The following is a 26,338-nucleotide window of genomic DNA, read 5'->3' as shown; positions in this document are numbered from 1 at the left end:
AAGCGCTGTGCGGGCCCGTCAGAGGCGCTTGTGCAGGGCGTCGGCGGCGGCCACGAGGTCCGCGGCCCAGCGGGCGCCCGGGCGCCGGCCCATGCGATCGATCGGGCCGGAGACCGACACCGCCGCGATGACCGCGCCCCCGGTGTCGCGCACCGGCGCCGAGACGCTGGCCACGCCCGCCGCGCGCTCGGCCGCGCTCTGGGCCCAGCCGCGCCGCCGCACCTCGGCCAGCGCGCGCTCGCCGAATACCGCCTCCGGCAGCACGGTCCGCTGAAGTTCGGGATCGGCCCAGGCCAGCAGCACCTTCGCGGCCGAGCCGGCGGTCATCGGCATGCGCGCGCCGACCGGCACGGTGTCGCGCAGTCCCGAGGCCGGTTCCATCGAGGCGACGCAGACGCGGGCGTTGCCGTCGCGCCGATACAGCTGCACGCTCTCGCCGGTGATCTCGCGCAGGCGCGGCAGGATGCCCGCGGCGGCGTCGAGCAGCGGGTCGCTGGCGGTGGTAGCCAGCTCCGACAGGGCCGGGCCCGGACGCCACAGTCCCTGGCTGTCGCGGGCCAGCATGCGATGGGTCTCCAGGCCCACGGCCAGGCGATGCGCGGTCGCGCGGGGCAGGCCGGTGCGGGCGCAGAGCTCGTTGAGGCCGCAGGGTTGCTCGGCGACGGCGTGCAGGACCGCCATGGCTTTGTCCAGAACACCGATACCGCTATGCTGTCTCATAGAACGATATTAGCGTCTCGCATGTTGGGAATGCCAAATCGCGGATCGCAGCGTGCGAACGCATATGGGCATCTTCGGCATCAGGGCTCACCGGCCCGCGCGGCGCGTTCCCCGCGTCACCAGCCCGGGCGTGGGTTATGTCCTATCGAGAGGTGATGCAGTTATGGCCGTTCGGCCACGCACTCTGGCGGAGAAGGTCTGGGACCAGCACGTCGTCGTGAAAGGCGAAGGTGAGGGCGCGAACCGCGAACCCGATCTCATCTACATCGATCTGCACCTGGTCCACGAGGTCACCAGCCCCCAGGCCTTCGACGGCCTGCGCGCGGCCGGGCGCCCGGTCCGCCGCCCCGATCTCACCATCGCGACCGAGGATCACAACGTCCCGACGATCGACATCGATCAGCCGATCGCCGATCCGGTGTCCCGCCTGCAGGTCGAGACGCTGCGCAAGAACTGCGCGGAGTTCGGGATCCGCCTGCACCCCATGGGTGATCTGGACCAGGGCATCGTGCACGTCGTCGGACCGCAGCTGGGCCTGACCCAGCCCGGCACCACGGTGGTCTGCGGTGACTCGCACACCTCCACCCACGGCGCATTCGGCGCGCTCGCAATGGGTATCGGCACCAGCGAGGTGGAACACGTGCTGGCGACGCAGACTTTGTCGCTGCGCCCCTTCAAGACCATGGCCATCAACATCGAGGGCGCGCTGCCCGAGGGCGTGACGTCCAAGGACGTGATCCTCGCGGTCATCGCCGAGATCGGCACCGGCGGCGGTCAGGGCTACGTGCTCGAGTACCGGGGCGAGGCCGTGCGGGCCATGTCCATGGAGGCCCGGATGACCATGTGCAACATGTCGATCGAGGCCGGTGCGCGCGCCGGGATGGTCGGCCCGGACGCGATCACCTACGAGTTCCTGAAGGGCCGCCCGCACGCCCCCGAGGGCGCGGACTGGGATGCCGCCGTGGCGGCCTGGGACGAGCTGAACGGCGACCCGGACGCGGTTTTCGACGCCGAGGTCACCATCGACGCCACCGCGCTGACCCCCTTCGTCACCTGGGGCACCAACCCGGGACAGGGCCTGCCCCTGGGCGCTTCGGTGCCCGACCCGGAGCAGATCCACGACGAGAACGAGCGCGCGGCCGCGGAGAAGGCGCTGCAGTACATGGGCCTGGAGCCGGGCACCCCGCTGCGAGACGTCACCGTGGACACCGTTTTCGTGGGGTCCTGCACCAACGGCCGGATCGAGGATCTGCGTGCGGTGGCAGGCATTCTGGACGGCCGCAAGGTCGCAGCCGGTGTGCGGATGCTGATCGTGCCGGGCTCGATGCGGGTCCGCCTGCAGGCGGAAAACGAGGGTCTGGGCGAGATTTTCACCGCCGCGGGCGCGGAATGGCGGCAGGCGGGCTGCTCGATGTGCCTGGGCATGAACCCCGATCAGCTTTCGCCCGGTCAGCGTTGTGCCTCCACCTCGAACCGGAACTTCGAAGGGCGACAGGGCAAGGGCGGTCGCACGCACCTGGTCTCGCCGCTGGTCGCGGCGGCCACGGCCGTGCGCGGAACCCTGTCCTCACCTGCGGATCTCGGCTGATTCCAGCTGATCGATCCCCGGCGGGCCGGACGACCCGCCGGCGCCGGGCAACTCACACAGACTCGAGGAGAAACACGATGGAAGCCTTCAAGGTCCACAAGGGGATCGGCGTTCCGCTGCGCCGATCCAATGTCGACACCGACCAGATCATCCCGGCCGTCTATCTGAAGCGCGTAACCCGAACGGGTTTCGAGGACGGCTTGTTCGCGGGCTGGCGAACGGATCCGAACTTCATTCTCAACGTCGAGCCCTACAACCGCGCCAGTGTGCTGGTGGCCGGTCCGGATTTCGGTACCGGTTCCTCACGCGAGCACGCCGTTTGGGCGCTCAAGGACTACGGCTTCCGGGTCGTGATCTCCTCGCGCTTCGCGGACATCTTCCGGGGCAACGCCGGTAAGGACGGTCTGCTGACCGCCCGGATGGCCCAGAGCGATGTGGAATTGCTCTGGAAACTCATCGAGGAACAGCCCGGTTTGGAATTGACGGTGGACCTCGAGACACGCACTGTCGCCGCCGGAACCGTTGTGTTGCCGTTCGATATTGACGACTACACCCGGTGGCGTCTGCTGGAAGGGCTGGACGACATCGGCCTCACGTTGCGCCGGTGCGACGACATCGACGCCTTCGAAAACGCAAGGCCGAGTTGGAAACCCGCCACCATTCCGGCTCGTATTTCGCAGACGTAATCATTGGGGGGCGTTAGCTGAACGCCCCCTAACGCGGTTGCTGGGCGTGTGCGGTGTCTCATCAAAATGGGTGTGGCAGATAGACTCTTGCCCAAAGAAGGTTTACCGTGGTACCTAGTCGGTCCGACGACGGGCCATTAGTCTGCGGAGGATTCAATGAACAAGGCGGAACTGATCGATGTTCTGACCGAGAAGTTGGGTACTGACAGGCGCACGGCAACCGCTGCGGTTGAGCAGATGGTCGACACCATCGTGCGCGCTGTGAACAAAGGTCAGAGCGTCACCATCACCGGGTTCGGCGTCTTCGAACAGCGCAAGCGCGCCGCTCGTGTCGCCCGTAACCCGCGCACCGGCGAAACCGTCAAGGTGAAGCCGACTTCGGTGCCCGCATTCCGTCCCGGCGCTCAGTTCAAGGCGATCATTGCGGGTAAGCAGAAGATCGCCTCGAGCGGCCCGGCCGTGAAACGCGGTGTGGCTGCTCCGGTGTCGGGCAAGCCGGGTGCGAAGAAGACCACGGCCAAGAAGACGGCCAAGAAGGCCGCCACCAAGGCGCCGGCCAAGACCACGGCGAAGAAGGCCGCCACCAAGGCCCCCGCCAAGAAGGCCGCCGTCAAGAAGGCAGTCGCGAAGAAGACGGTCGCCGCCAAGAAGGCGCCGGCCAAGACCACCGCCAAGAAGACCGCGGCCAAGAAGACCGTCGTCAAGGCCACCGCGGCGAAGAAGACCACGGCTGCCAAGAAGACGACCGCCGCCAAGAAGGCGCCGGCCAAGAAGGCCGCCGCCAAGCGCACCGCCCGTCGCTGACGGGTCGAACCGCCCGTCACTGACGGGTTTTCGGCGCAGTACGACATGTGAGACGGCCCGGCTCCGCCGGGCCGTTTCGCATGTGGACCCCAACAAATGCACTCGCGCCCCGGCCGTTCCCGGCCGGGGCGCGATTTGCTGTCCGGAAGTTCCCGTGCCCCTTACCAACCCGGCCAATCCCACCGTGGGGGCCGGGTCCGCCCCCGCGGACCCCGCGGCGTTTCGGTTCGGAAAAGGCTTGCGGCGCCAGCAAAATGCGCCTCTGACCGGCCGAACGTGAATTACCGCAATGGTTTGATGCTAATTCGGCACGACTGCGAAATGTCCTACTGCTGAATGTCCACCGGCGTCAGCGCCCGGTCGAGGTGGTCGGCGGCCACGAGTCGATCTTTGTGCACCGACAGCACCCAAACGCTGCCCTTGCGATTACGGGCCGCGGGCAGGGTGATCCCGTCCCGGTCGGCCCACCAGCCGAGCAGATCCGGAATCACCTTGCCCTGACTGCAGATCACCGGCACCGAATCGGCGGCGACGAGCTTGCGGGCCCGTTTCCGGGCCGCCTCGATCGCCGTCTCGTAGCCCGAATCGCTGAACAAAGGCTCCAGTTCGATGTCCACGCCGAGCTTTTCCGCCAGCGGGGTAACGGTTTGGACACAGCGCAGCGGTGGGGCGGAGTGGATTTCGGTCGCGCCGAAGGCGAGCAGATTCGCCGCCAGCGCCTGAGCCTGTGCGCGACCGGCCTTTTCGAGCGGGCGCTCGTCGTCGGGGCCGGTGTAGCGCTCGCGCCGGCCCGCCTTGCCGTGCCGCACCAGCAGCAGCGTCTCGGTATCGGCCGGTAGACGCAGGAAATTGCGGATGATGTGGCGATCCATGGGGTAGGACAGCGCGTCCATCAGCCCCTCGATCCGATGCCACACCAGCACATCGACTTCGGAGTTGGACTCGAACGCCCCGGCTACCGCCTGGGCCGCCCAGTAGTCCACCCGCTTGAGTTTGCGGTGCCCGGGTATCGGATAGGTCACGTGGCCCAGATAGCGCCCCAGGCGGCAATGTACGCCCGTTTCCTCGGTCACCTCGCGCACGGCCGTGATGACGGGCGTCTCACCGGGATCCAGCTTGCCCTTGGGCAGCGACCAGTCGTCGTACTTGGGCCGGTGCACCATGGCGATCTCCAGCTCGCCGCCCGGACCGTGGCGCCACAGCACCGCGCCGGCCGCCGGGATGTTCGGCTTGACGCGGGGATCGGAGAATTGGGCCTGGTGCGCGGATTTACCCGCGCTCATCGGCGGTCCGGACGGCGCAGTCGCATGAGGTATTCCTGGTGATCGCGGATCTCTTCGCCGGGGACGTCGCCGCCGGGCTGTGCGTCCCAGCTGCCGTCCGGGCGCAGTACCCAGCAGCGGGTGTTGGGGTAGAGGGCGGAATCGAACATCTGTCCCAATCGCTCGGACAGGCGCGGATCCTTCACCTGCGCCAGCACTTCCACGCGCCGGTCCAGATTGCGGTGCATCATGTCCGCGCTGCCGATCCAGTACTCGTTCTGCGCCTGGAAATGCAGCACCCGCGAATGTTCCAGGTACCGGCCGAGAATCGAGCGCACCTCGATGTTCTCGCTCATGCCGGGCACGCCCGGGCGCAGCCCGCAGATGCCGCGGACCACGATCTGCACCGGGACGCCCGCCTGCGAGGCGCGGTAGAGCGCGTCGATGATCTGCTCGTCGACGATGGCATTGGCCTTCAGCCGGATTCGCGCCTCCTTGCCCTCGGCGGCGAGTTCGACCTCGCGTTCGATGCGCTCGACGATGCCCTGGCGCACCCCGCTCGGGGCCACCAACAGGTTGCGGTAGCTGGCTTTTCGGGAGTACCCGGTCAGCGAGTTGAACAGGTCGGTCAGGTCGGCGCCGATCTCCGGTGCGGCAGTGAGCAATCCGACGTCCTCGTACAGGCGCGCGGTCTTGGGGTTGTAATTGCCGGTGCCGATGTGGCAGTAGCGGCGAATGGTGGCGCCCTCGCGGCGCACTACCAGGCAGGTCTTGCAATGGGTTTTGAGGCCGACGAGGCCGTAGACCACGTGCACCCCCGCCTGTTCCAGCTGGCGCGCCCACTTGATGTTGGCCTGCTCGTCGAAGCGGGCCTTGATCTCGACCAGCGCCACCACCTGCTTGCCCGCCTCGGCGGCGTCGATCAGGGCGTTGACGATGGGGGAGTCGCCCGAGGTGCGGTACAGGGTCTGCTTGATCGCCAGCACCTGCGGGTCGGCGGCGGCCTGTTCGATGAAGCGCTGCACGCTGGTGGAGAAGGAGTCGTACGGGTGGTGCACCAGCACGTCGCCCTCGCGCAGGGCGGCGAAAACGTTTCGGGGCGTTTCGCGTTCGCCGAACGCCGGCGGGGTGGCGGGGACGTAGGGCGCGTCCTTGAGCACGGGCCGGTCCACGCCGTACACCTGCCACAGGCAGGACAGGTCGAGCAGGCCCGGCACCTGGATGACGTCGCCGGGGTCGACGTCGAGTTCGCGCAACAGCAGATCGAGCATGTGCTCGGTCATGTCGTCGGAGACCTCCAGGCGCACCGGGGATCCGAAGCGGCGGCGGGCGAGTTCGCGTTCCAGGGCCTGCAGCAGGTCCTCGTCGCGATCCTCCTCGACCTCGAGGTCGGCGTTGCGGGTGATGCGGAACGAATGGTGTTCCACCACTTCCATTCCCGGGAACAGCTGATCGAGGTGAGCGGCGATCAACTCCTCCATGGGCAGGAAGGGCGCCAGGGGCGAGCTCGCGCCGGAGTCGCGGCCCGAGGGCGAGCGGCGCACCCGGACGAAGCGATCGACGTTGTCCGGCACCTTGACTCGGGCGAAGTGCTCGCCGCCGGTCACCGAATCCTTAACCGTCACGGCGAGATTGAGACTCAGGCCGCTGATGTACGGGAACGGGTGCGCGGGATCCACGGCCAGCGGGGTCAGCACCGGGAAGACCTGATCCTGGAAATGCTGGGACAGGCGCTGGCGCTCACCCTCGTCGAGGTCGGCCCAGCGGATGATGGCGATGCCCTCGTCGGTCAGCGCGGGCAGCACCTGATCGAGGAAGACCCGCGCGTGCCGGGCCGCGATCTCCTGGGTGCGGGCGGCGATCATCTCCAGCTGTTCGGTGGGTGAGAGCCCGTCCGCGGACCGGACCGACAGGCCGGTCTCGGCACGGCGTTTGAGACCGGCCACGCGCACCATGTAGAACTCGTCCAGATTGGACGCGAAGATCGCCAGGAACTTCGCCCGCTCGAGCAGCGGCTGGGAGGTGTCCTCGGCCAGCGCCAGGACGCGGGCGTTGAAATCGAGCCAGCTGAGCTCTCGATTCACGTATCGATCGGCGGGCAGCCGGGCGGGGGTGGGCGGTGGGGTGGCCGCGGGCGGCGCCGCGGGTAGTAGCGGCGGTTGCTTGACGGTATCCGTATCGCTCACTCTCACGATCATTCCTTATGTCGCGGGTGGGGGCCTGATCTGACACTGCCCATTGCAGCGCAGATCACGCCCGGTCAGCACAGTGAAGAACGGGCCCGGTGTACTTGTTCCGCTCCTCGACACGCGTGAGACACGCCGATTTCACGCAGTAGCGCGGTGGTGGCCGCGCCGACACCGAGCGCGGCCGCCCGGTCGAGATCGGCGGTGGTGTCCACGTCCTGTCGTAAACCCGGCCACTCCCCGAGGAGTTCCACCGCACCGGCGGATATATGCCTGCGCGCGGAATCGGGCCCGAAGAGCGGATCGAGCTCGTTGCGGCGGCCGCGCACCAGCAGGGCGACGGTGCCGCTGCCTTCGTGATCGGTCACCACCGTGCGGGGCCGGGTGGCCACGCGGAGCACCCCGGACAGTTCATCCGGGCGGAGCGCGGGCAGATCCGCTTGCAGGGCAAGCAGATCTACCGGGCCGTGCCGGCGGCGGACGGCGGCGGCCCCGGCCGCCAGCGCCGCGTTCAGTCCGCCCGTGCCGCGGGCGGGTTCGGGTTGGACGTGCGCGCCCAGTTCGCGCACCAGTTCGGTGACCACCGGATCCGGCGTCACCACCGTCACCGAGGCGATCCCCGGCGTGACCACCGCGGCGGTCACCGTGTCGGTCAGCATGGCCAGCACCAGCCGCGGCCGATCCTGCGGGCGCAATCCATCGGCGAGCCGGCTCTTGGCGAGCCCGAGACTCTTCACGGCGATAACCGTGTGCACGGACGGGCGCATGTCCGAATCCTCCCACTCGAATCCGAAGGCCGCGCGCGCGGCCATCCGGGTGCAGCGAGATCGGGCGGCCGGGGTATTCCGCGGGCGCCCCGGATGCCGGTCTGCTACGGCTGCGCACGACCTTCAGTGTGCGTGCCCGAGCCGGTGTGTCGCGACGGGTCACGGGGGTTTGCATGCTCAGCCGGTGTGCCGTGGCGCGCTCGGCGTGGTGGGTTGCGGCGCCGCATATATTGGGCTGATGGCGAGGGCAGCAGTACTGGGAGCGGGTTCTTGGGGGACCGCGTTCGCGAAGGTGTTGGCAGAGGCGGGGACCGAGGTCACCATGTGGGCCCGGCGGCCGGAGGTGGCCAAGGTGCTGGCCGACGAACACCGCAACCCCTGGTATCTCCCCGAGGTCGAACTGCCGCCCATCGCGGCCACCCATGATCACCGCGTCGCGCTGGCGGGGGCCGACATCGTGGTGCTGGCGGTGCCGTCGCAGACGCTGCGGATCAATCTCGCCGAATGGCGCGACGACATTCCGGCCGAGGCCACCCTGCTGAGCCTGGCCAAGGGCATCGAGACCGGCACGCTGCTGCGCATGAGTCAGGTGATCGCCGAGGTGAGCGGCGCGGATCCGAGCCGGGTCGCGGTGCTCTCGGGCCCCAACCTCGCGCACGAGGTCGCCGCGCGCCAGCCGACCGCGACCGTGGTCGCCTGCACCGACACCGCTCGCGCGGAGGCGGTGCAGCACGCCAGCGCCACCGGTTACTTCCGGCCGTACACCAACAGCGACGTCGTCGGCTGCGAGATCGGCGGTGCGTGCAAGAACGTCATCGCCCTGGCCTGCGGCATCGCGTCGGGAATGGGATTGGGCGACAACTCCATTGCCAGTCTCATCACCCGCGGGCTGGCCGAGATCATCCGCCTCGGCGTGGCCGTGGGGGCCGAACCGGTCACCCTGGCGGGCCTGGCCGGGGTCGGCGATCTCGTCGCGACCTGCACCTCGCCGCTGTCGCGCAACCGGTCCTTCGGGTTCGCGCTGGGCCGGGGCGGCAGCATGGAGACCGCGCAGCGCGCCACCAATGGCCAGGTGGCCGAAGGTGTGAAGTCCTGCACATCGGTGCGGGCACTGGCCGCCGCGCACGGGGTCGAGATGCCGCTGACCAATGCCATGCATCAGGTCTGTCACGAGGGTCTGCCCACCTCCGAGGCCGTCGGGCAGTTGCTCGGGCGCCGTTTGAAATCGGAATGAAGCAGGTCCGAGTCGAGCCGACCGCGTAACACGATCGCCACCGCCGACCCGCTAGGGTTCCGGGCATGACCAACAGGATCCGGGTGGCGGTGGTTTTCGGCGGCCGCAGCAATGAGCACGGCGTCTCGTGCGTGTCGGCTCGCACTGTGCTGAGCAGCCTCGATCCGCAACGGTACGAGGCGGTTCCGATCGGCATCACCCGCGACGGCACCTGGGTGCTCAGTGCCGCGGACTCTGCGGTGCTGACCGCGGACGCCGGACGGGAACTGCCCTCGGTCGGCGTCGAGGGCACCACCCTGACCCTGGCCGCGGATCCCAGCCGCTCCGGCAGCCTGGTGCCGCTCGACGGCGCGGACGCGGTGCTGGACAGCGTGGACGTGGTATTCCCGGTGCTGCACGGCGCTTTCGGTGAGGACGGCACGCTCCAGGGCCTGCTCGAGCTGGCGGGACTGCCGTACGTGGGGCCGGGCGTGCTGGCCAGCGCGGCCGGCATGGACAAGGAGTTCACCAAGAAACTCCTTGCCGCCGAGGGGCTTCCGATCGGCACCCAGGTGGTGCTGCGCCCGGGCGTGCCGACGGTGAGCGAGGCCGACCGGGCCCGGCTGGGCCTGCCGGTGTTCGTCAAGCCCGCACGCGGCGGATCCTCCATCGGCATCACCAAGGTCGACAGTTGGGACCGCCTCGACGAGGCCATCTCCGCCGCGCGCCTGCACGATCCGAAGGTGATCGTGGAGGCCGGGATCGTCGGCCGCGAAGTCGAGTGCGGCGTACTGGAATTCCCGGACGGCCGGGTGGAAGCCAGTGTGGTGGCGGAGATCCGCATGCCCGAGGAAACCCCGGAGGGCCCCGAGTTCTACGACTTCGACACCAAGTACCTCGACGACGTGTGCGAGTTCGACGTGCCGGCCAAGCTGGACGACGATGTGGCACAGCAGATCCGCGAGACCGCGGTGGCCGCGTTCAAGGCACTGGACTGCCAGGGGCTGGCTCGGGTCGACTTCTTCGTGACCGCGGACGGGCCGGTCATCAACGAGATCAACACGATGCCCGGGTTCACGGCCATCTCCATGTACCCGAAGATGTGGGAGGCCACCGGGCTGGACCGGCAGACGCTGGTGAGCACGCTGGTCGAGACCGCGCTGGCGCGGGGCACCGGCCTGCGCTGATTGCTGTCCGGGGCGCCGAATTCTCGCAAGGCGCCGAATTCTCGCAACGGGCCGTGCCGCGTGGCGGCGCGGCCCGAGGTGTGTCCGTAGTACCGCTGGGGGATGGCGGCGGCCGCCGCGCTGGGTACCCTCGACGGGGTGATCATGGCGATGACGATCCCGGGCCTGGCCATCCTGATAATCGCGGTGGCGTTCGCCGAAGTGGCCTACCGCAGGGTCACCGGCCGCACCGGGCTGCCGTGGATGCGCGGGGACGAGGACGAGCAGCGCAGCGCCGCCGCCATCGGGTTCGAGCAGTTCGACGCCATCTTCAGCAACGGCAAGCGCGCCGAGTTCGAACAGCGCCAGTCCGTGCTCATGCACCGGGAGAACCCGGGCGACGGCACCGACGGCTTCGCCGTGGATCTCACCTCGGGCACCGCGAAACTACGCCGGGCCTGACCGTCCGGCTCAGTTGGGGAGGGGGTTCGGGTCCAACGGCTGCTGGGGGATCGTCTTCGTGATCGCGTCCGAAACCTCTTGCAGGGGAGTGGGTCCCGCCGTGTTCGGCATCGTCAGGGCGATGTAGGTGCCGCGGTCCACGGCGAACCAGGTGCCGGAGGTCGCGCCGCTGGTCTCGTCGCGGACCTCGAACCAGTTCACGCCGTTCACCACCTGTAGCGGGGAGGCGCGGTTGAACTCCAGGGGGCGGTCCAGGCCGCAGCGCAGGACCAGGGGCTCGCCGCCGTCGGGGAGCTGCCACGCCTTGGTGGCCTGCGGTGCGGGCTCGACCAGTTCGGCGGTCGTGTAGTCGCCGATGGTCTGCGGCAGTTCGGGGAGCAGCGCCGTGCACTGCGGGCCCGGCGCGCCCGGCGCGGGGACCGAGCCGAGGGCCAGGGGCTCGCGGGCCGGATTGCGGTTGGCGATGACGCCTGCGACGAGCACGCCCACCACGAGCGCTACCGGCAGCGCGACGGCCGTCGCGATCAGCGCGGGGGAGCGGCGGGTTTCGTAGTCGGCCTCGTTGTCGGCCTCGGCTTCGGTGGTATCGCCGGGATCGGCCGGGGCCGCGCTCTTTCCGGAGGTGCGTTTGCCCAATTCGGGCTTGGATACGGCCGAATCGCCCGCGTCGGTCTCGGGCTTCGCCGGGGTGGCCGGAACAGGGGTGGCCGGATCGGCGGCGGCGTCCGGCGTGGTGCCGTGGGCTTCCGTGCCGCTGGTGTCGTTGCTCATCCGGTCGTCGGTCCCCGATCGTGCCGTGCCGGGCACAGCGCGTCCCGGCTGGTGGTCGTCGATTGCGTGTCCGAGGGTACCGTCGATGCGTCCGCCGCCCGCAGCCACTCACCCGCGAGGAGACCCCCATCACCACCAGCAGCAATTCGCCCGCGGGCGCCGGCGACGCGCGGTTGTCCGCTCCGGGCGCGGAGACCTCGGCGACCGGCCGTGATCCGCGCACGGTGCGCGACGCCGGGGAGTTCGCGCTGATCGAGGCGATCAACGCCGGGCGCGTGCAGGCCCCGGGTGTGCTGCTCGGTCCGGGGGACGACGCGGCGGTGCTGGCCGCGCCCGCCGGGCGCTACGTGGTGACCACCGACATGCTGGTGCAGGACCGGCATTTCCGGCTGGACTGGTCCGGGCCGCGGGACATCGGGCGCAAGGCCATCGCGCAGAACGCGGCCGACGTGGTGGCCATGGGCGCGGCCCCGAGCGCGTTCGTGGTGTCGCTGGGCTGTCCGTCGGACACCCCGGTCGACTTCATCACCGAACTGGCCGACGGCATGTGGGCCGAGGCCGCGCGCGCGGGCGCCTCCATCGCGGGTGGCGATTTCGTGCGCAGCCCGCTGCTGGTGATCTCGGTGACCGCGTTCGGGGATCCCGTTGCGCGGGAACCGATTCTGCGTTCGGGTGCGCGGCCGGGGAATGTGGTCGCCGTGGCCGGGCTGCTCGGCTGGTCCGGTGCGGGACTGGCGGTGCTGTCGGCCGGAGGGCACCCCGAATCGGTGGATCCGGCCGCAGCCGACGCCGGTCTGCTCGCCGATGCCGTTGCCGTGCACAGGGTTCCGCAGCCGCCGTACGACGCGGTGCTCGGACTGCCGGGCGATGCGGGCATCACCGCCATGACCGATGTGTCGGACGGACTGCTCGCCGATCTCGGCCACATCGCCCAATCCTCGGGCGTCGCCATCGATCTCGACTCCGCGTCGCTGGGCGATCCGGCGCTCGACATCATCGCGAAAACGCTCGGCGGGGACGCGCTGGAGTGGATTCTCGCTGGTGGGGAGGACCACGCGTTCGCCGCGACGTTCGCCGATGCCGCCGCGGTGCCGCCCGGCTGGCTGGTCGTCGGGCGGGTGCTCGCCGGGGCGGGCGTGACGGTGGACGGCGCGGTGCGAACCGGACCCACCGGTTGGGAATCCTTCACATAGCCGGGTGCCATTCCGCCGGGATTCCGGGCACGATATGTTCTCCCGACATGGGCAACAAACCACTTTCGGAAGTCGTGGATTCGGGTTGGGCGGAGGCCCTCGAACCGGTGGCCGACAACATCGCCGCGATGGGCGAATTCCTTCGCACCGAAAACGCCGAGGGGCGTGGCTATCTCCCCAAGGGGGACGATGTGCTGCGCGCGTTCCAGCGGCCTTTCGACAAGGTGCGGGTGCTCATCGTCGGCCAGGATCCCTATCCGACCCCGGGCCATGCCATGGGGCTGAGTTTCTCTGTGGCGCCGGATGTTTCGCCGGTGCCGCGGAGTTTGAGCAATATTTTCTCCGAGTACACCAAGGATCTCGACCTCCCCACCCCGTCCAACGGCGATCTGTCGCCGTGGTCGGATCAGGGCGTCCTCATGCTGAACCGAGTGCTCACCGTGCAGCCGGGCCAGGCGGCCTCGCATCGCGGTAAGGGCTGGGAGAAGGTGACCGAGCAGGCGATTCGCGCGCTCGTCGCCCGCGATCAGCCGCTGGTGGCGATTCTGTGGGGCCGGGACGCCTCCACCCTCAAGCCGATGCTGGGCGGCACCCCGTATCTCGAATCCGCCCATCCCTCACCGTTGTCCGCTTCGCGCGGATTCTTCGGATCTCGTCCGTTCTCCCGCGCCAACGAATTGCTCGGTACATTGGGTGCCGCGCCGGTGGACTGGCGACTGCCGTAACGGCATTCGCCGGGTCCATTGATTCGGCGGGGATTCGATAGCAATAGGAGCTTGCGTATGCAGAACAAGACCGCCCGTGGTGTTTTCGTCACGCTCGTCGCGGGTGCGGCCCTCGCCGTCCCGGCGGCGGCCAATGCCGCGCCGCTGACCCTGGAGCCCGCGGCTCCGGCGGCCACGACCACCACCAACACCACGCCGGTGGCCAGCCTGTTCGACACCAACAGCGCGACGACCGCCTCCTCGGGCGTGACCTCGCGGGTGGCGTGCATCTTCCAGTCGCTGAGCCAGCAGCTGGACTGCTTCACGGGTCACAACTAGAGCCTCATCGGCTCGCGCGGCGCACCATGCGTACTTCGATTGCGGGAGTGAAGGCTTCGACCCGGCGTTCGCCGTCGAGCCGGAAACCGCAGGTGCGGTAGAAGGCCAGGGCGCGCGGATTCTCCTCGAACACCCAGAGGTAGGTATCGGCGTCCTCGGCCAGCACCGCGCGCATCAGATCGTGGGACACACCGGTCCCGTACCACCGGGCACGCACGTACATGGCGCTCAGTTCGTGTGCGGCGACCGGTGACTCGTCTCTGGCGGGGCCGGTGCTCGCGAAACCGATGACGGTATCCCCGTGCACGGGATCGGTGTGCACCGCGACCATGATCCGGAGGATGCCCGCGGCGCGGGTTCGCTCCCATCGCGCCGCCCCGCGCCGCACGTCGAAGGCGGCCAGCACGTGCGCGGGCACGAGTTCCCGGTACGCCTCGCGCCAGCACGCGATATGGCATTCGGCCAGGCTGTCGACGTGCTCGGGACCGAGCGGTACAACGCGCCATTCGTTCATCGGGCGGCTTTCATCGGGCCGGGAGCGATCGTCGCGGGTGGCGCGGGCGCTCGATGCCGGGGACAACAAAAACCCCGATCATCCGAAGGCTCGAATGATCGGGGTTCTCGAAAGCTGGAAATCAGCCGCGGACGACCTTGCCCGCCTTGAGGCAGGAGGTGCACACGTTCATGCGCTTGGTGTTGCCGGGGGCAGCCAGGGCGCGCACGGTCTGAATGTTCGGGTTCCAGCGACGGTTGGTGCGCCGGTGCGAGTGCGAAACCGACTTACCGAAGCCGGGGCCCTTGGCGCAAACGTCGCAGACGGCAGCCATAGTCGCGAGCTCCTTCATGTCATGTGAGGACCCACTGCGATAGCGTGTCCGGAATCTAATGTCTTGGTACGTGCCTGCCAGCGATCCGCTGGCGAACGCGTTTCTGAGACCTGAGAGGTTCAGTGCCCGCGTCGGGCAACCGCACAAGACTAACGTCCCCTCGCCCGGCGTGTCCAATTGCCCCCCGCGTACGCCCGTGGGAACACAGACGAACGGCAGGTGAGCGCCGGGTGTCGGCATCGCGGACTAGGCTGGCTGCCGGGGTGGACATGGACACGACGTGTGGTGGAAGGACGGTGCCGGTGCCCGGGGTAGGGGACGCGCTCGACGGATCTGCGCTGCTGCTGTGGGGCCGGCGCTGCCTGGAAAGTCTGGAACGCCATCGCGACGAGATCAACGCCCTGAATGTGTTCCCGGTCCCGGATTCCGATACCGGCACCAATCTGTTCAGCACGATGCGCGCCGCGGTGCGCGCGGCGAACGAACTCGCCCCGCCCGAACTCGCGCGGAGCGTGATCGCGGGTGAGCGCGCGGACGGCCCCGGCGCGGCCACCATGCCCGGCACTGCCGACCGGCTCGGCATCGGTGACATCGCGGATGTCCGGGCGACCGGCCGGCACACCGCGCCGGCGGCGTGGGAGGTGGCCGGTGCGATGGCTCGCGCGGCGACCATCGGGGCGCGCGGGAACTCCGGGATCATCCTGTCGCAGGTGCTGCGCGGGGTGGCCGACGCGGTGCGCGAGGGTCCGCTCACCGCGATGAGTCTGCGGGTCGCGCTGCGCCGGGGCGCGTTCCTGGTGCGGGAGGCGCTGAGCTCGCCGGTCGAGGGCACGATGCTCACCGTGCTCGATCGGGCGGCCGAATGTGCGCAGCAGTGCCCGCAGCCGAGTCTGGCGGCGGTGGCGCTGGCGGCGGCGGACGGTGCGGCCGAGGCGCTGGGCGAGACGCCGGCGCAATTGGGTGTGCTGCGCCAGGCCGGGGTGGTCGATGCCGGAGCGCGCGGGCTGCTGGTGCTGCTGGACGAACTCGTCGCCGTGAGCGGCGGGCAGGCCACGGCTCGCCCGCGGTACGTACGTGATACTGCCGGGGCCGCCGCGGTGGAATCGTCGCGGGACGGTGCCGCGAGCATCGCCGGAAGCGTCGCGGCCGGAGCTGCCCCGGGGTGGGCCGGCTCGCTCGGCCTCGCTCCCCAGTACGAGGTCATGTATCTGCTGCGCGATTCCGACGCCGAACGCATCCGGGTATTGCGGGACCGGCTCGGGGAACTGGGCGATTCGGTCGTCGTGGTGGGCGGCGGCGACGATATGTGGTCCGCGCACGTGCACTGCGCCGACGCGGGCGCGGCCGTGGAGGCGGGCCTGGAAGCCGGGCGGCTCAGCGGGATCCGTGTCGAGACGCTCGAGACCTCCGCGCACGCGCGGACCGGTCCGGTGGACCGCGCGATTCTGGTGGTGGCCTCCGGCGCGGGCACGGTGCGCCTGTTCGAGCAGGCGGGCGCGGAGGTGCTCGAGGGCGAGGTGACCGTGGCCGCGCTGCTCGCCGCGATCCGCAAACTGCCGCATCGGGAGGTGCTGGTGCTGCCCAACGGCGCGCTGCCCGCGCCCGAACTGGTGGCGGTGAGCGTGGCCGCGCGGGACGGGGTGCGCGAGGTGCTCATGCTGCCCAGCGGTTCCATGGTGCAGGGCCTGGCGGCGCTGTCCATGCACGACAGCGGCCGCAAGGCGGTCGACGACGCGTTCGCCATGTCCGAGGCAGCGGCCGGAACCCGTTGGGGCGCTGTGCGAATCGCGCCGCAGCGCGCACTCACCATGGTCGGCACCTGCGAGGCGGGCGACGGCCTCGGGCTGGTCGGCCACGACGTGGTGGTGATCGATCGCGACGTGCGCGCCACCGGTCGCATCCTGCTGGACCGAATGCTCGGTCTCGGTGGGGAATTGGTCACCATGCTCATGGGAGCCGATGCGCCGCAAGGACTTTCCGAAGAATTGACCGAGCACATCGCCGGGGCCTTCCCGGGCGTCGAGGTGGTGGTCTATCCCGGCGGGCAAGCCCGGGATCTGGTGCAGATCGGGGTGGAATAGATGGCGACACTGGGTGATCGGCTCGACCACGTGCTCGGGGTCAAGGCCGCCGAACCGCTGCTCGAATCCTTCGACATGCACACCGTCGAGGATCTGCTGCGGCACTACCCGCTGCGCTACGCCACCCAGGGCCAGCCCCTCACCGAGGAGGCCCCCGAGGAGGGGCAGCACATCACCGTCATGGGCCGGGTGACCAAAACCGAACTGCGCCCGATGAAGAACCGGCGCGGCAGCCTGCTCAAGGTGAACCTGGACACCGGTTCGGCCCGCCCGATCGAGGTGACCTTCTTCAACGGCGACAAGGTGCGCTACCTGGTGAAGGAGGGGGGGCGCGCCATGATGTCGGGCACCGTGCACTGGTGGCGTCCCGATCGCTGGAACCTCTCGCACCCGGACTACCTGATCCTGCCCGACAAGGGCGACGGCTCCCTGGAGAGTTTGACCAGCGTGCGCGGCGGCGGGGCGCTGCGCGGACTCGCGCAGAGCGCGAAGGGCGCGGGCGGGGTGGACGTCTCGTTCTTCGAGCGCGAGTTCATCCCGGTGTACCCGGCCACCGCCAAGGTGCAGAGCTGGGATCTGCTGCGCTGCGTGCGGCAGGTGCTCGATCAGCTCGATCCCATCGAGGATCCGCTGCCGCAGGAGCTGCGCGACGAACACGGGCTGCTCGGGGTGTCCGAGGCGCTGCGGCTCATTCATCTGCCCGAGAGCAAGACCGATATCGAACAGGCCCGGGGGCGACTGCGTTTCGACGAGGCCCTGGCCCTGCAACTGGTGCTGGCCGAACGGCGGCACCGGACCGAGGGGCGCGCCGCCAAACCCAGCCCGCCGCGCAGCGACGGCATCGCCGCCGCGTTCGACAAGCGCCTGCCCTTCGAACTGACCGAGGGACAGCGCACGGTCATCGAGGAGATCTCCGCGGATCTGTCCCGCACCCACCCCATGCACCGGCTGCTGCAGGGCGAGGTCGGCTCGGGCAAGACGATCGTCGCGCTGGAGGCGATGCTGCAGGTGGTGGACAACGGTCAGCAGTGCGCGCTGCTCGCGCCGACCGAAGTTCTTGCCGCACAGCACTATCGCTCGCTGAAGAACATGCTCGGTGATCTCGGCAACGCCGGGGAACTCGGCGCCGAGGACAACGCCACCAAGCTGGTGCTGGTCACCGGTTCCATGTCCGTCGCGCAGAAGCGCGCGGCGCTGCTGGACGCGGTCACCGGCGACGCGGGCATCCTCATCGGCACGCACGCGCTCATCCAGGAGTCGGTGGAGTTCTTCGATCTGGGCATGGTGGTGGTCGACGAACAGCACCGCTTCGGCGTCGAACAGCGGGACGCGTTGCGCGCCAAGGCCAAGAACGGCATCAGCCCGCACCTGCTGGTGATGACCGCGACCCCGATCCCGCGCACCATCGCCATGACCACCCTCGGCGACCTGGAGACCTCCACCCTCACCCAGCTGCCGCGCGGGCGCTCACCCATCACTTCGAAGGTGGTGCCCGCCAAGATGAAACCGGCCTGGGTGGACCGGGCGTGGGAGCGGATCCACGAGGAAGTGGGCGCCGGCCGGCAGGCATACGTGGTGTGCTCGCGCATCGGCGACGAAGAGGAGAAGGACGCCACGGGCGGAAAGACCAAGGCGCGCAAGGCCAAGGACGAACCGGAGAAGGAGGGGCCGACCACGCATTCGGCCGTGGACATCTACGAGATGCTGCGGACCGGGGCGCTGGCGGATCTGCGGGTCGGGCTGCTGCACGGCCGGCTGCCCACCGACGAGAAGGACCGGGTCATGCGGGCCTTCAACGACGCCGAGATCGACGTGCTGGTGTGCACCACGGTCGTCGAGGTCGGCGTGGACGTGCCCAACGCCACGGTGATGGCGATTCTGGACGCCGACCGGTTCGGCGTCAGCCAGCTGCATCAGCTGCGCGGGCGCGTGGGCCGAGGCAAACACGCGGGACTGTGCCTGCTCATCACCGAGACCAATCCGGTCGGCACCGCCATGGCGCGCCTGGAGGCGGTAGCCGCCACCACCGACGGTTTCGAACTGGCGGTCCTGGATCTGCGCCAGCGCCGCGAGGGCGACGTGCTCGGTTCGGCGCAGTCCGGCACCGCCCGCAGCCTGCGCCTGCTCTCGCTGCTGGACGACCTCGAAGTCATCACCGCCGCACAGCAGTTGGCGCGCGAGGTGGTGGCGTCCGATCCGGGCCTGACCGAGCATCAGGGGCTGGCGAGAATGATGCGGGCCGCGGTCGACGGTGAGCGGCTGGAGTACCTGGCCAAGTCCTGAACGCCCGGTGAGCGTTCGGTGCACTCGGCCGGGTTCGCGCTCGCGTGCGTGTGCCCCGCGGCCGCGATCGGGCGTGAGCGAGCGGTGGGCGGCCGCGAACTGGCGCGCGGCGCCGATCGCACGACCGCTGTCGAATCGTTCGGTCGCGATGTGATCTCTTGTGCCCGAGTGTGTTCCACGGGACGGCGGATGCCCGCCGCCGATGCGGCAACGTGCGGTGGTCAGCGCGGTATTCGCGGGTACGGGAGATCGGTGCTGGTGTTCTCGGTGATCGCCAGCGGGCGGCCGATCTGCGGGAAGGCGCGCTGGGTGCACTGGGCGCGCTCGCAGACCTTGCAGCCCGCGCCGATGGGGGTGGCGGCGGCCGGGTCCTCCAGCGGCAGGCCCGTCGAATAGGACAGCCGGTCGGCGTATTCGATGTCACAGCCCAGGCCGATGACGAAATCTTTTCCGGCGGAACCGAATCCGGTCGGGGTGGGAGTGGTGGTCCGCGCTATCCAGAGATAGCGGCGGCCGTCCGGCATGACCGCGATCTGGGTGAGCATGCGGCCCGGATGGGCGAAGGCGTCGTGCACCACCCAGAGCGGGCAGCTGCCCCCGACGCGGGAGAAGTGAAAGGCGGTGGCGGACTGGCGTTTGGAGATGTTGCCCGCGCGATCCGCACGGATCAGGAAGAACGGCACCCCGCGCTGGCCCTGGCGCTGCAGCGTACTCAGGCGGTGGCACACGGTTTCGAAGCCGACTTCGAAACGTAGGCTCAGCAGGTCGATGTCGTACCGCAATTCCTCGGCCGAGCGCAGGAACTTGCTGTAGGGCAGCACCAGCGCGCCGGCGAAGTAGTTGGCCAGGCCCACCCGGGCCAGGGTGCGCGATTCGCCGGTGAGGGTGGGGGTTTCGTCGAGCACCTCGTCCAGCAGATTGCCGTGCAGCAGGAACGCCAGGGTGGTGGCGATCTGGAAGGCGCGCTGTCCGGGCCGGAGTCTTCGGGCCAGGGTCAGGGTCCGGGTCTCCGGATCGTAGTGGCGTTTGGGCACATTCGGGTCCGCGCCGTCGCCGCGCACCAGCACGGTGACGCCCGCGCGTTCCTCGGCCACCCGGGCGAGCTGGCGGTCCAGCGAGCCGATGGTGAGTCCGCAGTCCTCGAACAGGCGCTCGGCGGCCAGGTCGAGCTGGGCTATGTGGTTGTGATGGTCGTAGAAGAAGTCGCGCACGTCCTCGTACGGCATCGGCACGCCCGGCGCGCCGGCCGGGGTGGCGACCTTCGCGGAGAGGAGGTCGAGTTGATCGGTGGCCGCGCGTAGTCGGCGATGCATGGCCACAACGATTTTCGCGACCTCGGGCATGCGGGTGGCGAGATCCTCCACCTCGGCCACGGGGGCCGCGTTGCCGCCCGCGGCCTCGACCAGGATCTCGTGTAGGTCCGAGACGAGGCGAGCGTCGGAGTCGGCGGCGAAGAACTGAACATCCAGATCGAACGTCGAGTTCAGCTTCAGGAGCACCGGAATGGTGAGGGGCCGCTGGTCACGCTCGAGCTGGTTGAGGTAGCTGGGGGACAGATCCAGGGATTTGGCCAAGGCCGCCTGGGTCATCCGCCGTTCCTCGCGCAACCGCCGTAGTCGAGCACCCGCATACATCTTGCGCACAGTGCAGGATCGTACCGATCCTGCTTCGCAAACATCGCAGTATTGGCCGGACTGCCTATTACTTCTTATTCCTGCGAGCGGTTTCCCGTCCCCAGCGCGGCTGCGTAGCATGCGAATTCGGTGTTTGGGCACCATGCTCACTGGGCACTCATCGTACGCGGGGCGTACGTTCGCCGTGGCCGAACCGGGCGTCGAAAACCGACCGGCATCACCCCAGCAGCGGAGTGACCTGAAGTTCGCCGACGACTAGGAGACCCGCGTGCCCGCTGGCAAGACGGCCGACAGCTCCCCACCCACCCAGCGCGTGATCTCGATCGTGGAACTGCTCGCCGCCCGGCACGGGCCGCTGACCTCCGCCGAGATCGCGGACCGGCTGGAGCTGAATCGTTCCACGGCCGGGGCGATTCTGGCCGCGCTGGTCGAACGCGGCTGGGCGCGGCGGCGGCCCGACCTCGGGTACGAGCTGGGCCCGGCGCTGGCCGCGCTCGGGTTGCGCGCGGCCGATTCGCGCCGGGATCGCGCGTGGCTGAACGCCGAACTGGAACGGCTGGCCGAGCGCATCGACTGCGGCGCGGCGCTGACGGCCCTCGACGGCGAGTACCTGGAATTCCTGGCGGTCACCCGGGACCGGGTGACGGTCGGCATCGAATCCGGGGCCCGGATTCCGCTGCTGGCCCCCGCGGGCGCGGGCATCATCGCGCACGCCAGTGGTGTGCGACAGCGGGATTGGCTCGGCACCCGCGGGCCCGAACGCCGCGAGGAGTTCCTGGCCGTGCTGGACACGGTGCGCGAGAGCGGGCACTGCGCCTGGCGGCTGGAGGCGGACAGCATGCCCGCGGTCCGGGTCCTCACCGAGGTGGTCGACCACCTCGCCGAAATCCCCACCAGCAGTGAACTGCGCGGTCGTGTCCTGGCGCAGCTGGCCACCATCATCGGCAGCGCCTACGACCAGCCCACCCTCGACCGCGACATCCCCCTGCCGGTGAGCTACATCAGCGCCCCGGTCTTCGACGCCGCCGGCCGCGCCGTCATGGAGCTCCAGATCGGGCCGCTGCGCGTGGCGGTGACCCGCGCCGAGCGCCGTCGCTATCTCACCGAACTCGCGGACACGGCGGGCCGGATCGGCGCGGGCCTCGAACACCATCGACTGCCCCGCGGCTGATTCGCGGCGATCATTCCCCGGGGAGAACCACGGCCTGGGCGGCGATCACGCGGGCGCCGTCGAAGGTGATCGCGGGCGATCCGTGCAGGTGATAGCCCTCGGCGAGGAGAGCGCTGACGCGCTCGCAGAAGGTCGCGTCATCGGGGCCGGTGACGAGTCGGTAGCGCAGTGGCTCGGTCATGGCCCGAGCCTAGGCGGCGGCCGGGGCCGGCGACCCGGGGAGCGGATGCGGGTCCACCGGGAGCAGATGCGCCAGTAGCAGTTTGATCAGCAGGACCGGGGCGAACCAGGCCAGCGCCTGCGGGACCGTGAGCAGGGCGGTCACGCAGACCAGAGCGAAGGTCGTGACGGCGAATGCGCTGGGGCGGCGCAGGTTCGGGGGCGAGGAGGTGATCAGGAGGGCGCAGCACAGGGCCGTGGCGTAGATGGCGGCCGCGGTGGCCCAGGTGAAGCCGGGGGTGACCCAGGCCAGCAGGAAGGGCTGGACGTGGATGGCCACGAAGCCCAGGCGGTGGCGCGCGGTGCGGGAGTCGCGGTGGAAGTGGTGTTTGGCGGAGGTGGTGGCGTTCACGACCGCGCCGCCGAACATGTCGAAGGCGACGAAGGTGATCACCGCGATGGTGAGCGCCGTGTACCCGGCGTGCACCGCGAGCGCGAAAGCCGCTGCCGCGCCGAGGAATGCGGCTCCCAGGGCGAGGCCGGTCTCACCCCGGGTGGCGCCGGGGGCGATGAGGTGGTCGGTGATGGTCATCCGCGTATTCCTTCCACGCAGAGCTGGACCAGCGGGGTGGCCAGATCGTTCAGGTCGAGTTCGGGGTCGAGCAGGGTCTGAATGAGGCAGCCCTCGATCGCGCCGACGATCACGGCCGCGTGCGCCGAATCGATCCCGGCGCGCAGGGCGCCTTCCGCCCGTGCGCGCGTGAGCAATTCGGCGATGATCGCGCGGTAGTCGCGGTACATGGCCGTCATGTCCAGGGGCGGGTTGGCCCACACGTCCAGCAGCACCCGGGCGTGATCCGGGTGGGCGGCCAGCAGCTCGACGGTGCCGCGCACCAGGCGCTCCAGCTGATCCAGCGCGTGGCCGTCGCCCAGATCCGCGAGGGTCTCCGCGGAACGGGCGGCGTAACTGTCGAATACGCCGGTCAGGAGTTCGTCTCGACTGCCGAAATACAGGTACACGCTGCCCTTGGCGATACCGGCCGCGGCCGCCACGTCCTCGATGCGTGAGGCGGCGAAACCCTTGCGGGCGAACACCTTCGCTGCGGCATCGAGGATCTGTTCCCGTCGTGCGGCCTTGTCGACCATCTTCGGCATGCTCTGATTATGAATGACCGGTCAGTCATAAACAACCCCTCGCGCCGGGTTCGCGTGGCGCGTTCGGATGCGGCCTGCCCGTGCGGCGTCGGCTGTCGAGTCGTGAAACATGCTGCGGCACAGATGAATATCGAAACGCGAAAGGCCCGCAGTCGAGACTGCGGGCCTTTCCCGTTCACTCGGCGGCCGAGCGGCCGCGACTGCCGGACGGGCCTCGTGCGACCCGCCCGATCGGCAGCGCGCTGGCCGGTCCGCCGGCGATCACCGGACCGGCTCCGGCCCGCGCGTACCGGCCGGGACCAGCGCACGGGTCCCGTGCGACCCACCCGATCGGCATTCCAGCGGCCGGTCCGCCCGCGATCACCGAACCGGCGCGTACCGGCCGGGGCTAGCGCACCGCCTGTGCCGCCGCGACCATGTTGCGCAGCGACTCCTCCACCTCGGCCGGTCCGCGGGTCTTCAGGCCGCAGTCCGGGTTCACCCAGAGCCGTTCGGCCGGAACGGCTTCCAGCGCCTCGCGCAGCGAGGTGGTGATCTCCTCGACGCTCGGGACGCGGGGGGAGTGGATGTCGTACACGCCCGGCCCGACGCCGAGCGCGAAGCCCGCCGCGTTGAGGTCGTCCAGCACCTCCATGTGCGAGCGCGCCGCCTCGATCGAGGTCACGTCCGCGTCCAACTCGGCGATCGCCCCGATGACCTCGCCGAACTCGGAGTAGCACAGGTGCGTGTGGATCTGGGTGGCGTCGGAGACGCCCGCGGTGGACAGCCGGAACGCCGACACCGCCCACTCCAGGTAGTTCGCCTTGTCTTCCGCGCGCAGCGGCAGCAGCTCGCGCAGGGCGGGCTCGTCCACCTGGATGACCCGGATGCCCGCGGCCTGCAGATCCACCGTTTCGTCCCGGATCGCCAGCGCGACCTGGCGCGCGGTGTCCTCGATCGGCTGATCGTCGCGCACGAACGACCACGCCAGAATCGTCACCGGCCCGGTCAGCATGCCCTTGACCGGCTTGTCGGTGAGCGACTGCGCGTACTCGATCCATTCGACCGTCATCGGCCGGGTGCGGGTGACGTCGCCGAACAGGATCGGCGGGCGCACACAGCGGGTGCCGTAGGACTGCACCCACGCGTTGGCGGTGGAGTGGAAGCCGTGCAGCTGCTCGGCGAAGTACTGCACCATGTCGTTGCGCTCGGGCTCACCGTGCACCAGCACGTCGATGCCCAGCTTCTCCTGCAGCGCGATCACATCGGCGATCTCCGCGCGCATGCGCTCGCGGTACTGCTCCGGGGTGATGTCGCCCTTGACCAGCGCGGCGCGCTCCTTGCGGATCGCCGGGGTCTGCGGGTACGAGCCGATCGTGGTGGTCGGCAGCAGCGGCAGCGGCAGCCGCTCGGCCTGCAGCACCCGGCGCTCGGCCGCGGGGGAGCGGCGGGTCGCCGACTCGCCCAGCGCGGACAGCCGCGCGCGCACGGTGTCGTCGCGCAGGCGCGGATCGGCGGCGCGCGAGGCCAGCGCGGCGCGCGCGGTCGCCAAATCCGCTGCGACGACGGCGGTCCCCTCATGGAGCGCCGTCGCCAGCAGTCGAACCTCGGCGATCTTCTCCGCGCCGAAAGCCAGCCACGACCGCAGCGTGGGGTCGATATCGGATTCCGCGTCCAGCGAATACGGCACGTGCAGCAGCGAACTGGAGGTCGAGACCACCAGCGCGCCGGTGCTGCCCAGCAGCGTGGCCAGGGTGCCCAGCGCCTTGTCCGGGTCCGCCCGCCACACGTTGCGGCCGTCGACCACCCCGGCCACCAGGACCTTGGTTCCGAGGGTGGTCACCGCGGCGACCTCGTCGACGGTCGTACCGGCGACGAAGTCCACGGCGATGCCCTCGACCTCGGTGGAGGCCAGCACCGGAAGTGCCGCGCCCGGGGTGCCGAAGTAGGTCGCCACCAGGATCTTCGGACGGTCCGCCGCGGCGGACAGCTCGCTGTAGACGCGCCCGGCCAGTGCCAGCTCGTCCGCGCTCAGGTCGGTGACCAGCACCGGCTCGTCGAGTTGCACCCAGCCCGCGCCCGCGGTCGCGAGCTGCCGGAGCAGTTCCACGTAGTGCGGCAGCAGCGCGTCGACGCGGGCCAGCGGATCACCCGCGGCGTCCTTGGCCAGCTTCAGGAAGGTCAGCGGCCCGATGACCACCGGGCGCGCGGGCACCCCGAGCTGGATGGCCTCGGCCAGTTCGGTCAGCAGCTTGTCCGGGTGCAGGGAGAACTCGGTCTCGGCGCCCAGCTCCGGAACCAGGTAGTGGTAGTTGGTGTCGAACCACTTGGTCATCTCCAGCGGTTCGACCGTCGCGTTGCCGCGCGCGGCGGCGAAGTACGCGTCCAGCGGATCGTCGATGCCGGCCACCCGGGGCGGCAGCGCACCGAAGAGCACGGCGGTGTCGAGCATCTGGTCGTAGTAGGAGAAGGTGCCGACCGGCACCGAGTCCAACCCGGCCTCGACCGCGGCGGTCAGCTGAGCGGTGCGCAGATCGCGCGCGACGCGCCGCAGCTCGCCGGCGTCGACGCGTCCCGCCCAGTAGGACTCGACGGCCTTCTTGAGTTCACGCTTGGGCCCGATGCGCGGTAGCCCGAGAACCGTTGCGGTGAACGGTGCAGTGCTGGTCACAGGTGTGTCTCCAGTGTTGGAAAGCCACTGGCCACCGCCGCGGGTAGGAATCGAACCCGGGCATCCGAGAGCACGCCGGTACACGGCGTGCGGGAACCGCCGGTCCGTCCACCCAATCCACGAGGCGGAGACCGCCGGATACGGCGTATCCGGCGCATTCGGCAGGTCTTCGGACTCGCGGGCACCGGCCGAATCGGCCGACCTACTGGCCGTCGCTTCCCAGGAGGCTTCCCAGTGCTCATGACGGCGGTCGTTCCTGCATACCGCTGCGGGACAGTCCCGGATTCTCACCGGGTTCCCTCTCACCGAGCCGCCCGAGATCGAGAGGTTCGGCTTCGACGCCGGCCGCGATCGCTGGATCGCACCCGGCGAACCGATTGCCCCGCGAGCATATCGGCACCTCGGGGCCGGTCGGTGCGGGGCGGTCGTTCACTGCCTCGGGTTAGCAAGTCGGCGAATCCGGCGGACCGCGGCGCGCGGACCTCACGATCGGCTATGTGTCCAGGTGATGAACACA

Annotated in this window: 24 protein-coding genes and 1 riboswitch; of the genes, 12 read left to right on the top strand and 12 right to left on the bottom strand. The window is 69.6% G+C overall.

Annotation, left to right across the window (positions count from 1 at the left end):
• Positions 1-18 precede the first annotated feature (18 nt).
• Positions 19-720 (bottom strand): IclR family transcriptional regulator, encoded by a 702-nt coding sequence (locus tag ACFVBH_RS09815; protein ID WP_354990302.1) that lies wholly within the window; start codon positions 718-720, stop codon positions 19-21.
• 163 nt (positions 721-883) lie between these two features.
• Here ACFVBH_RS09815 and leuC point away from each other — a divergent pair, with 163 nt between their 5' ends.
• The 3 genes from leuC to ACFVBH_RS09800 all read left to right on the top strand — a co-directional run bounded on the left by leuC (position 884) and on the right by ACFVBH_RS09800 (position 3,798).
• The gene (gene leuC / locus ACFVBH_RS09810) at positions 884-2,308 is read left to right on the top strand and encodes a 3-isopropylmalate dehydratase large subunit (protein ID WP_354990301.1); all 1,425 of its coding nucleotides are present in this window, start codon (positions 884-886) and stop codon (positions 2,306-2,308) included.
• Positions 2,309-2,385: 77 nt separating this feature from the next.
• Positions 2,386-2,994 (top strand): 3-isopropylmalate dehydratase small subunit, encoded by a 609-nt coding sequence (gene leuD, locus ACFVBH_RS09805; protein ID WP_354990300.1) that lies wholly within the window; start codon positions 2,386-2,388, stop codon positions 2,992-2,994.
• A 156-nt stretch (positions 2,995-3,150) separates the two neighbouring features.
• Complete coding sequence (locus ACFVBH_RS09800; RefSeq protein WP_354990299.1) at positions 3,151-3,798, top strand: HU family DNA-binding protein; 648 nt, start codon at positions 3,151-3,153, stop codon at positions 3,796-3,798.
• A gap of 326 nt (positions 3,799-4,124) precedes the next feature.
• Here the strand turns inward: ACFVBH_RS09800 and ACFVBH_RS09795 are convergent, their stop codons facing one another.
• The 3 genes from ACFVBH_RS09795 to cofC form a co-directional block, all read right to left on the bottom strand.
• On the bottom strand, positions 4,125-5,081 hold the full coding sequence (locus ACFVBH_RS09795; protein ID WP_379001069.1) for an NUDIX domain-containing protein: 957 nt from the start codon (positions 5,079-5,081) through the stop codon (positions 4,125-4,127).
• Entirely contained in the window at positions 5,078-7,258 is a 2,181-nt protein-coding gene (locus tag ACFVBH_RS09790) for an RNA degradosome polyphosphate kinase (protein WP_354990297.1), read from the bottom strand. The genes ACFVBH_RS09795 and ACFVBH_RS09790 overlap by 4 nt, the downstream gene beginning before the upstream one ends.
• A 62-nt stretch (positions 7,259-7,320) precedes the next feature.
• A complete protein-coding gene (gene cofC, locus ACFVBH_RS09785; RefSeq protein WP_354990296.1) occupies positions 7,321-8,013 on the bottom strand; it encodes a 2-phospho-L-lactate guanylyltransferase in 693 nt (230 codons plus the stop codon).
• A gap of 238 nt (positions 8,014-8,251) precedes the next feature.
• Here cofC and ACFVBH_RS09780 point away from each other — a divergent pair, with 238 nt between their 5' ends.
• From ACFVBH_RS09780 to ACFVBH_RS09770, 3 genes are all read left to right on the top strand, one after another.
• Positions 8,252-9,247 carry an NAD(P)H-dependent glycerol-3-phosphate dehydrogenase gene (locus ACFVBH_RS09780; RefSeq protein ID WP_354990295.1) on the top strand — a complete coding sequence of 332 codons (996 nt, stop codon included), beginning with the start codon at positions 8,252-8,254 and terminating at the stop codon, positions 9,245-9,247.
• Between the two features lie 65 nt (positions 9,248-9,312).
• Positions 9,313-10,413, top strand: a complete 1,101-nt coding sequence (locus ACFVBH_RS09775; RefSeq protein ID WP_354990294.1) for a D-alanine--D-alanine ligase family protein — start codon at positions 9,313-9,315, stop codon at positions 10,411-10,413.
• Between the two features lie 102 nt (positions 10,414-10,515).
• On the top strand, positions 10,516-10,854 hold the full coding sequence (locus ACFVBH_RS09770) for a DUF6191 domain-containing protein (protein WP_379001067.1): 339 nt from the start codon (positions 10,516-10,518) through the stop codon (positions 10,852-10,854).
• A 9-nt stretch (positions 10,855-10,863) separates the two neighbouring features.
• Here ACFVBH_RS09770 and ACFVBH_RS09765 read toward each other — a convergent pair whose 3' ends face one another.
• A complete protein-coding gene (locus ACFVBH_RS09765; protein ID WP_379001677.1) occupies positions 10,864-11,490 on the bottom strand; it encodes a DUF3515 domain-containing protein in 627 nt (208 codons plus the stop codon).
• 308 nt (positions 11,491-11,798) lie between these two features.
• On the opposite strand from ACFVBH_RS09765, the gene ACFVBH_RS09760 reads away from it, so the two are divergent.
• The 3 genes from ACFVBH_RS09760 to ACFVBH_RS09750 are packed head-to-tail and all read left to right on the top strand — an operon-like array spanning position 11,799 to position 13,861.
• Positions 11,799-12,818, top strand: coding sequence for a thiamine-phosphate kinase (locus ACFVBH_RS09760; RefSeq protein WP_379001675.1), 1,020 nt, complete (start codon positions 11,799-11,801; stop codon positions 12,816-12,818).
• A gap of 47 nt (positions 12,819-12,865) precedes the next feature.
• Complete coding sequence (locus ACFVBH_RS09755) at positions 12,866-13,543, top strand: uracil-DNA glycosylase (RefSeq protein WP_354990291.1); 678 nt, start codon at positions 12,866-12,868, stop codon at positions 13,541-13,543.
• A gap of 57 nt (positions 13,544-13,600) precedes the next feature.
• Positions 13,601-13,861, top strand: coding sequence for a hypothetical protein (locus ACFVBH_RS09750; RefSeq protein ID WP_354990290.1), 261 nt, complete (start codon positions 13,601-13,603; stop codon positions 13,859-13,861).
• A 4-nt stretch (positions 13,862-13,865) separates the two neighbouring features.
• On the opposite strand, the gene ACFVBH_RS09745 is transcribed toward ACFVBH_RS09750, so the two are convergent.
• Positions 13,866-14,375 carry a GNAT family N-acetyltransferase gene (locus ACFVBH_RS09745; RefSeq protein WP_354990289.1) on the bottom strand — a complete coding sequence of 170 codons (510 nt, stop codon included), beginning with the start codon at positions 14,373-14,375 and terminating at the stop codon, positions 13,866-13,868.
• A gap of 121 nt (positions 14,376-14,496) precedes the next feature.
• A complete protein-coding gene (gene rpmB, locus ACFVBH_RS09740; protein ID WP_354990288.1) occupies positions 14,497-14,688 on the bottom strand; it encodes a 50S ribosomal protein L28 in 192 nt (63 codons plus the stop codon).
• 269 nt (positions 14,689-14,957) lie between these two features.
• Here rpmB and ACFVBH_RS09735 point away from each other — a divergent pair, with 269 nt between their 5' ends.
• Positions 14,958-16,769: a DAK2 domain-containing protein gene (locus tag ACFVBH_RS09735; RefSeq protein ID WP_379001066.1), complete on the top strand. Its 1,812-nt coding sequence runs from the start codon at positions 14,958-14,960 to the stop codon at positions 16,767-16,769.
• Positions 16,770-19,052: an ATP-dependent DNA helicase RecG gene (gene recG / locus ACFVBH_RS09730; RefSeq protein ID WP_379001065.1), complete on the top strand. Its 2,283-nt coding sequence runs from the start codon at positions 16,770-16,772 to the stop codon at positions 19,050-19,052. It begins immediately after the preceding gene.
• A 221-nt stretch (positions 19,053-19,273) separates the two neighbouring features.
• Here the strand turns inward: recG and ACFVBH_RS09725 are convergent, their stop codons facing one another.
• Positions 19,274-20,695, bottom strand: coding sequence for a short-chain fatty acyl-CoA regulator family protein (locus tag ACFVBH_RS09725; RefSeq protein ID WP_354990285.1), 1,422 nt, complete (start codon positions 20,693-20,695; stop codon positions 19,274-19,276).
• Positions 20,696-20,954: 259 nt separating this feature from the next.
• On the opposite strand from ACFVBH_RS09725, the gene ACFVBH_RS09720 reads away from it, so the two are divergent.
• Positions 20,955-21,857, top strand: coding sequence for a helix-turn-helix domain-containing protein (locus ACFVBH_RS09720; RefSeq protein ID WP_354990284.1), 903 nt, complete (start codon positions 20,955-20,957; stop codon positions 21,855-21,857).
• Between the two features lie 10 nt (positions 21,858-21,867).
• Here ACFVBH_RS09720 and ACFVBH_RS09715 read toward each other — a convergent pair whose 3' ends face one another.
• From ACFVBH_RS09715 to metE, 4 genes are all read right to left on the bottom strand, one after another.
• Positions 21,868-22,038, bottom strand: a complete 171-nt coding sequence (locus ACFVBH_RS09715; protein ID WP_354990283.1) for a DUF1737 domain-containing protein — start codon at positions 22,036-22,038, stop codon at positions 21,868-21,870.
• Between the two features lie 9 nt (positions 22,039-22,047).
• Positions 22,048-22,608 (bottom strand): hypothetical protein, encoded by a 561-nt coding sequence (locus ACFVBH_RS09710; protein ID WP_379001064.1) that lies wholly within the window; start codon positions 22,606-22,608, stop codon positions 22,048-22,050.
• Complete coding sequence (locus ACFVBH_RS09705; RefSeq protein WP_379001063.1) at positions 22,605-23,171, bottom strand: TetR/AcrR family transcriptional regulator; 567 nt, start codon at positions 23,169-23,171, stop codon at positions 22,605-22,607. Before ACFVBH_RS09705 ends, ACFVBH_RS09710 begins: the two co-directional genes overlap by 4 nt.
• A gap of 388 nt (positions 23,172-23,559) precedes the next feature.
• Entirely contained in the window at positions 23,560-25,821 is a 2,262-nt protein-coding gene (gene metE, locus ACFVBH_RS09700) for a 5-methyltetrahydropteroyltriglutamate--homocysteine S-methyltransferase (RefSeq protein ID WP_379001062.1), read from the bottom strand.
• Between the two features lie 142 nt (positions 25,822-25,963).
• Positions 25,964-26,161, bottom strand: a riboswitch (cobalamin riboswitch).
• Positions 26,162-26,338: the final 177 nt, after the last annotated feature.

Origin of the sequence: Nocardia sp. NPDC057668 (genome assembly GCF_042799795.1) — a bacterium.
Taxonomy (GTDB): Bacteria; Actinomycetota; Actinomycetes; order Mycobacteriales; family Mycobacteriaceae; genus Nocardia.
Note: the sequence above shows the minus strand (reverse complement) of the source record. Positions and strands in the feature narration are given on the sequence as shown.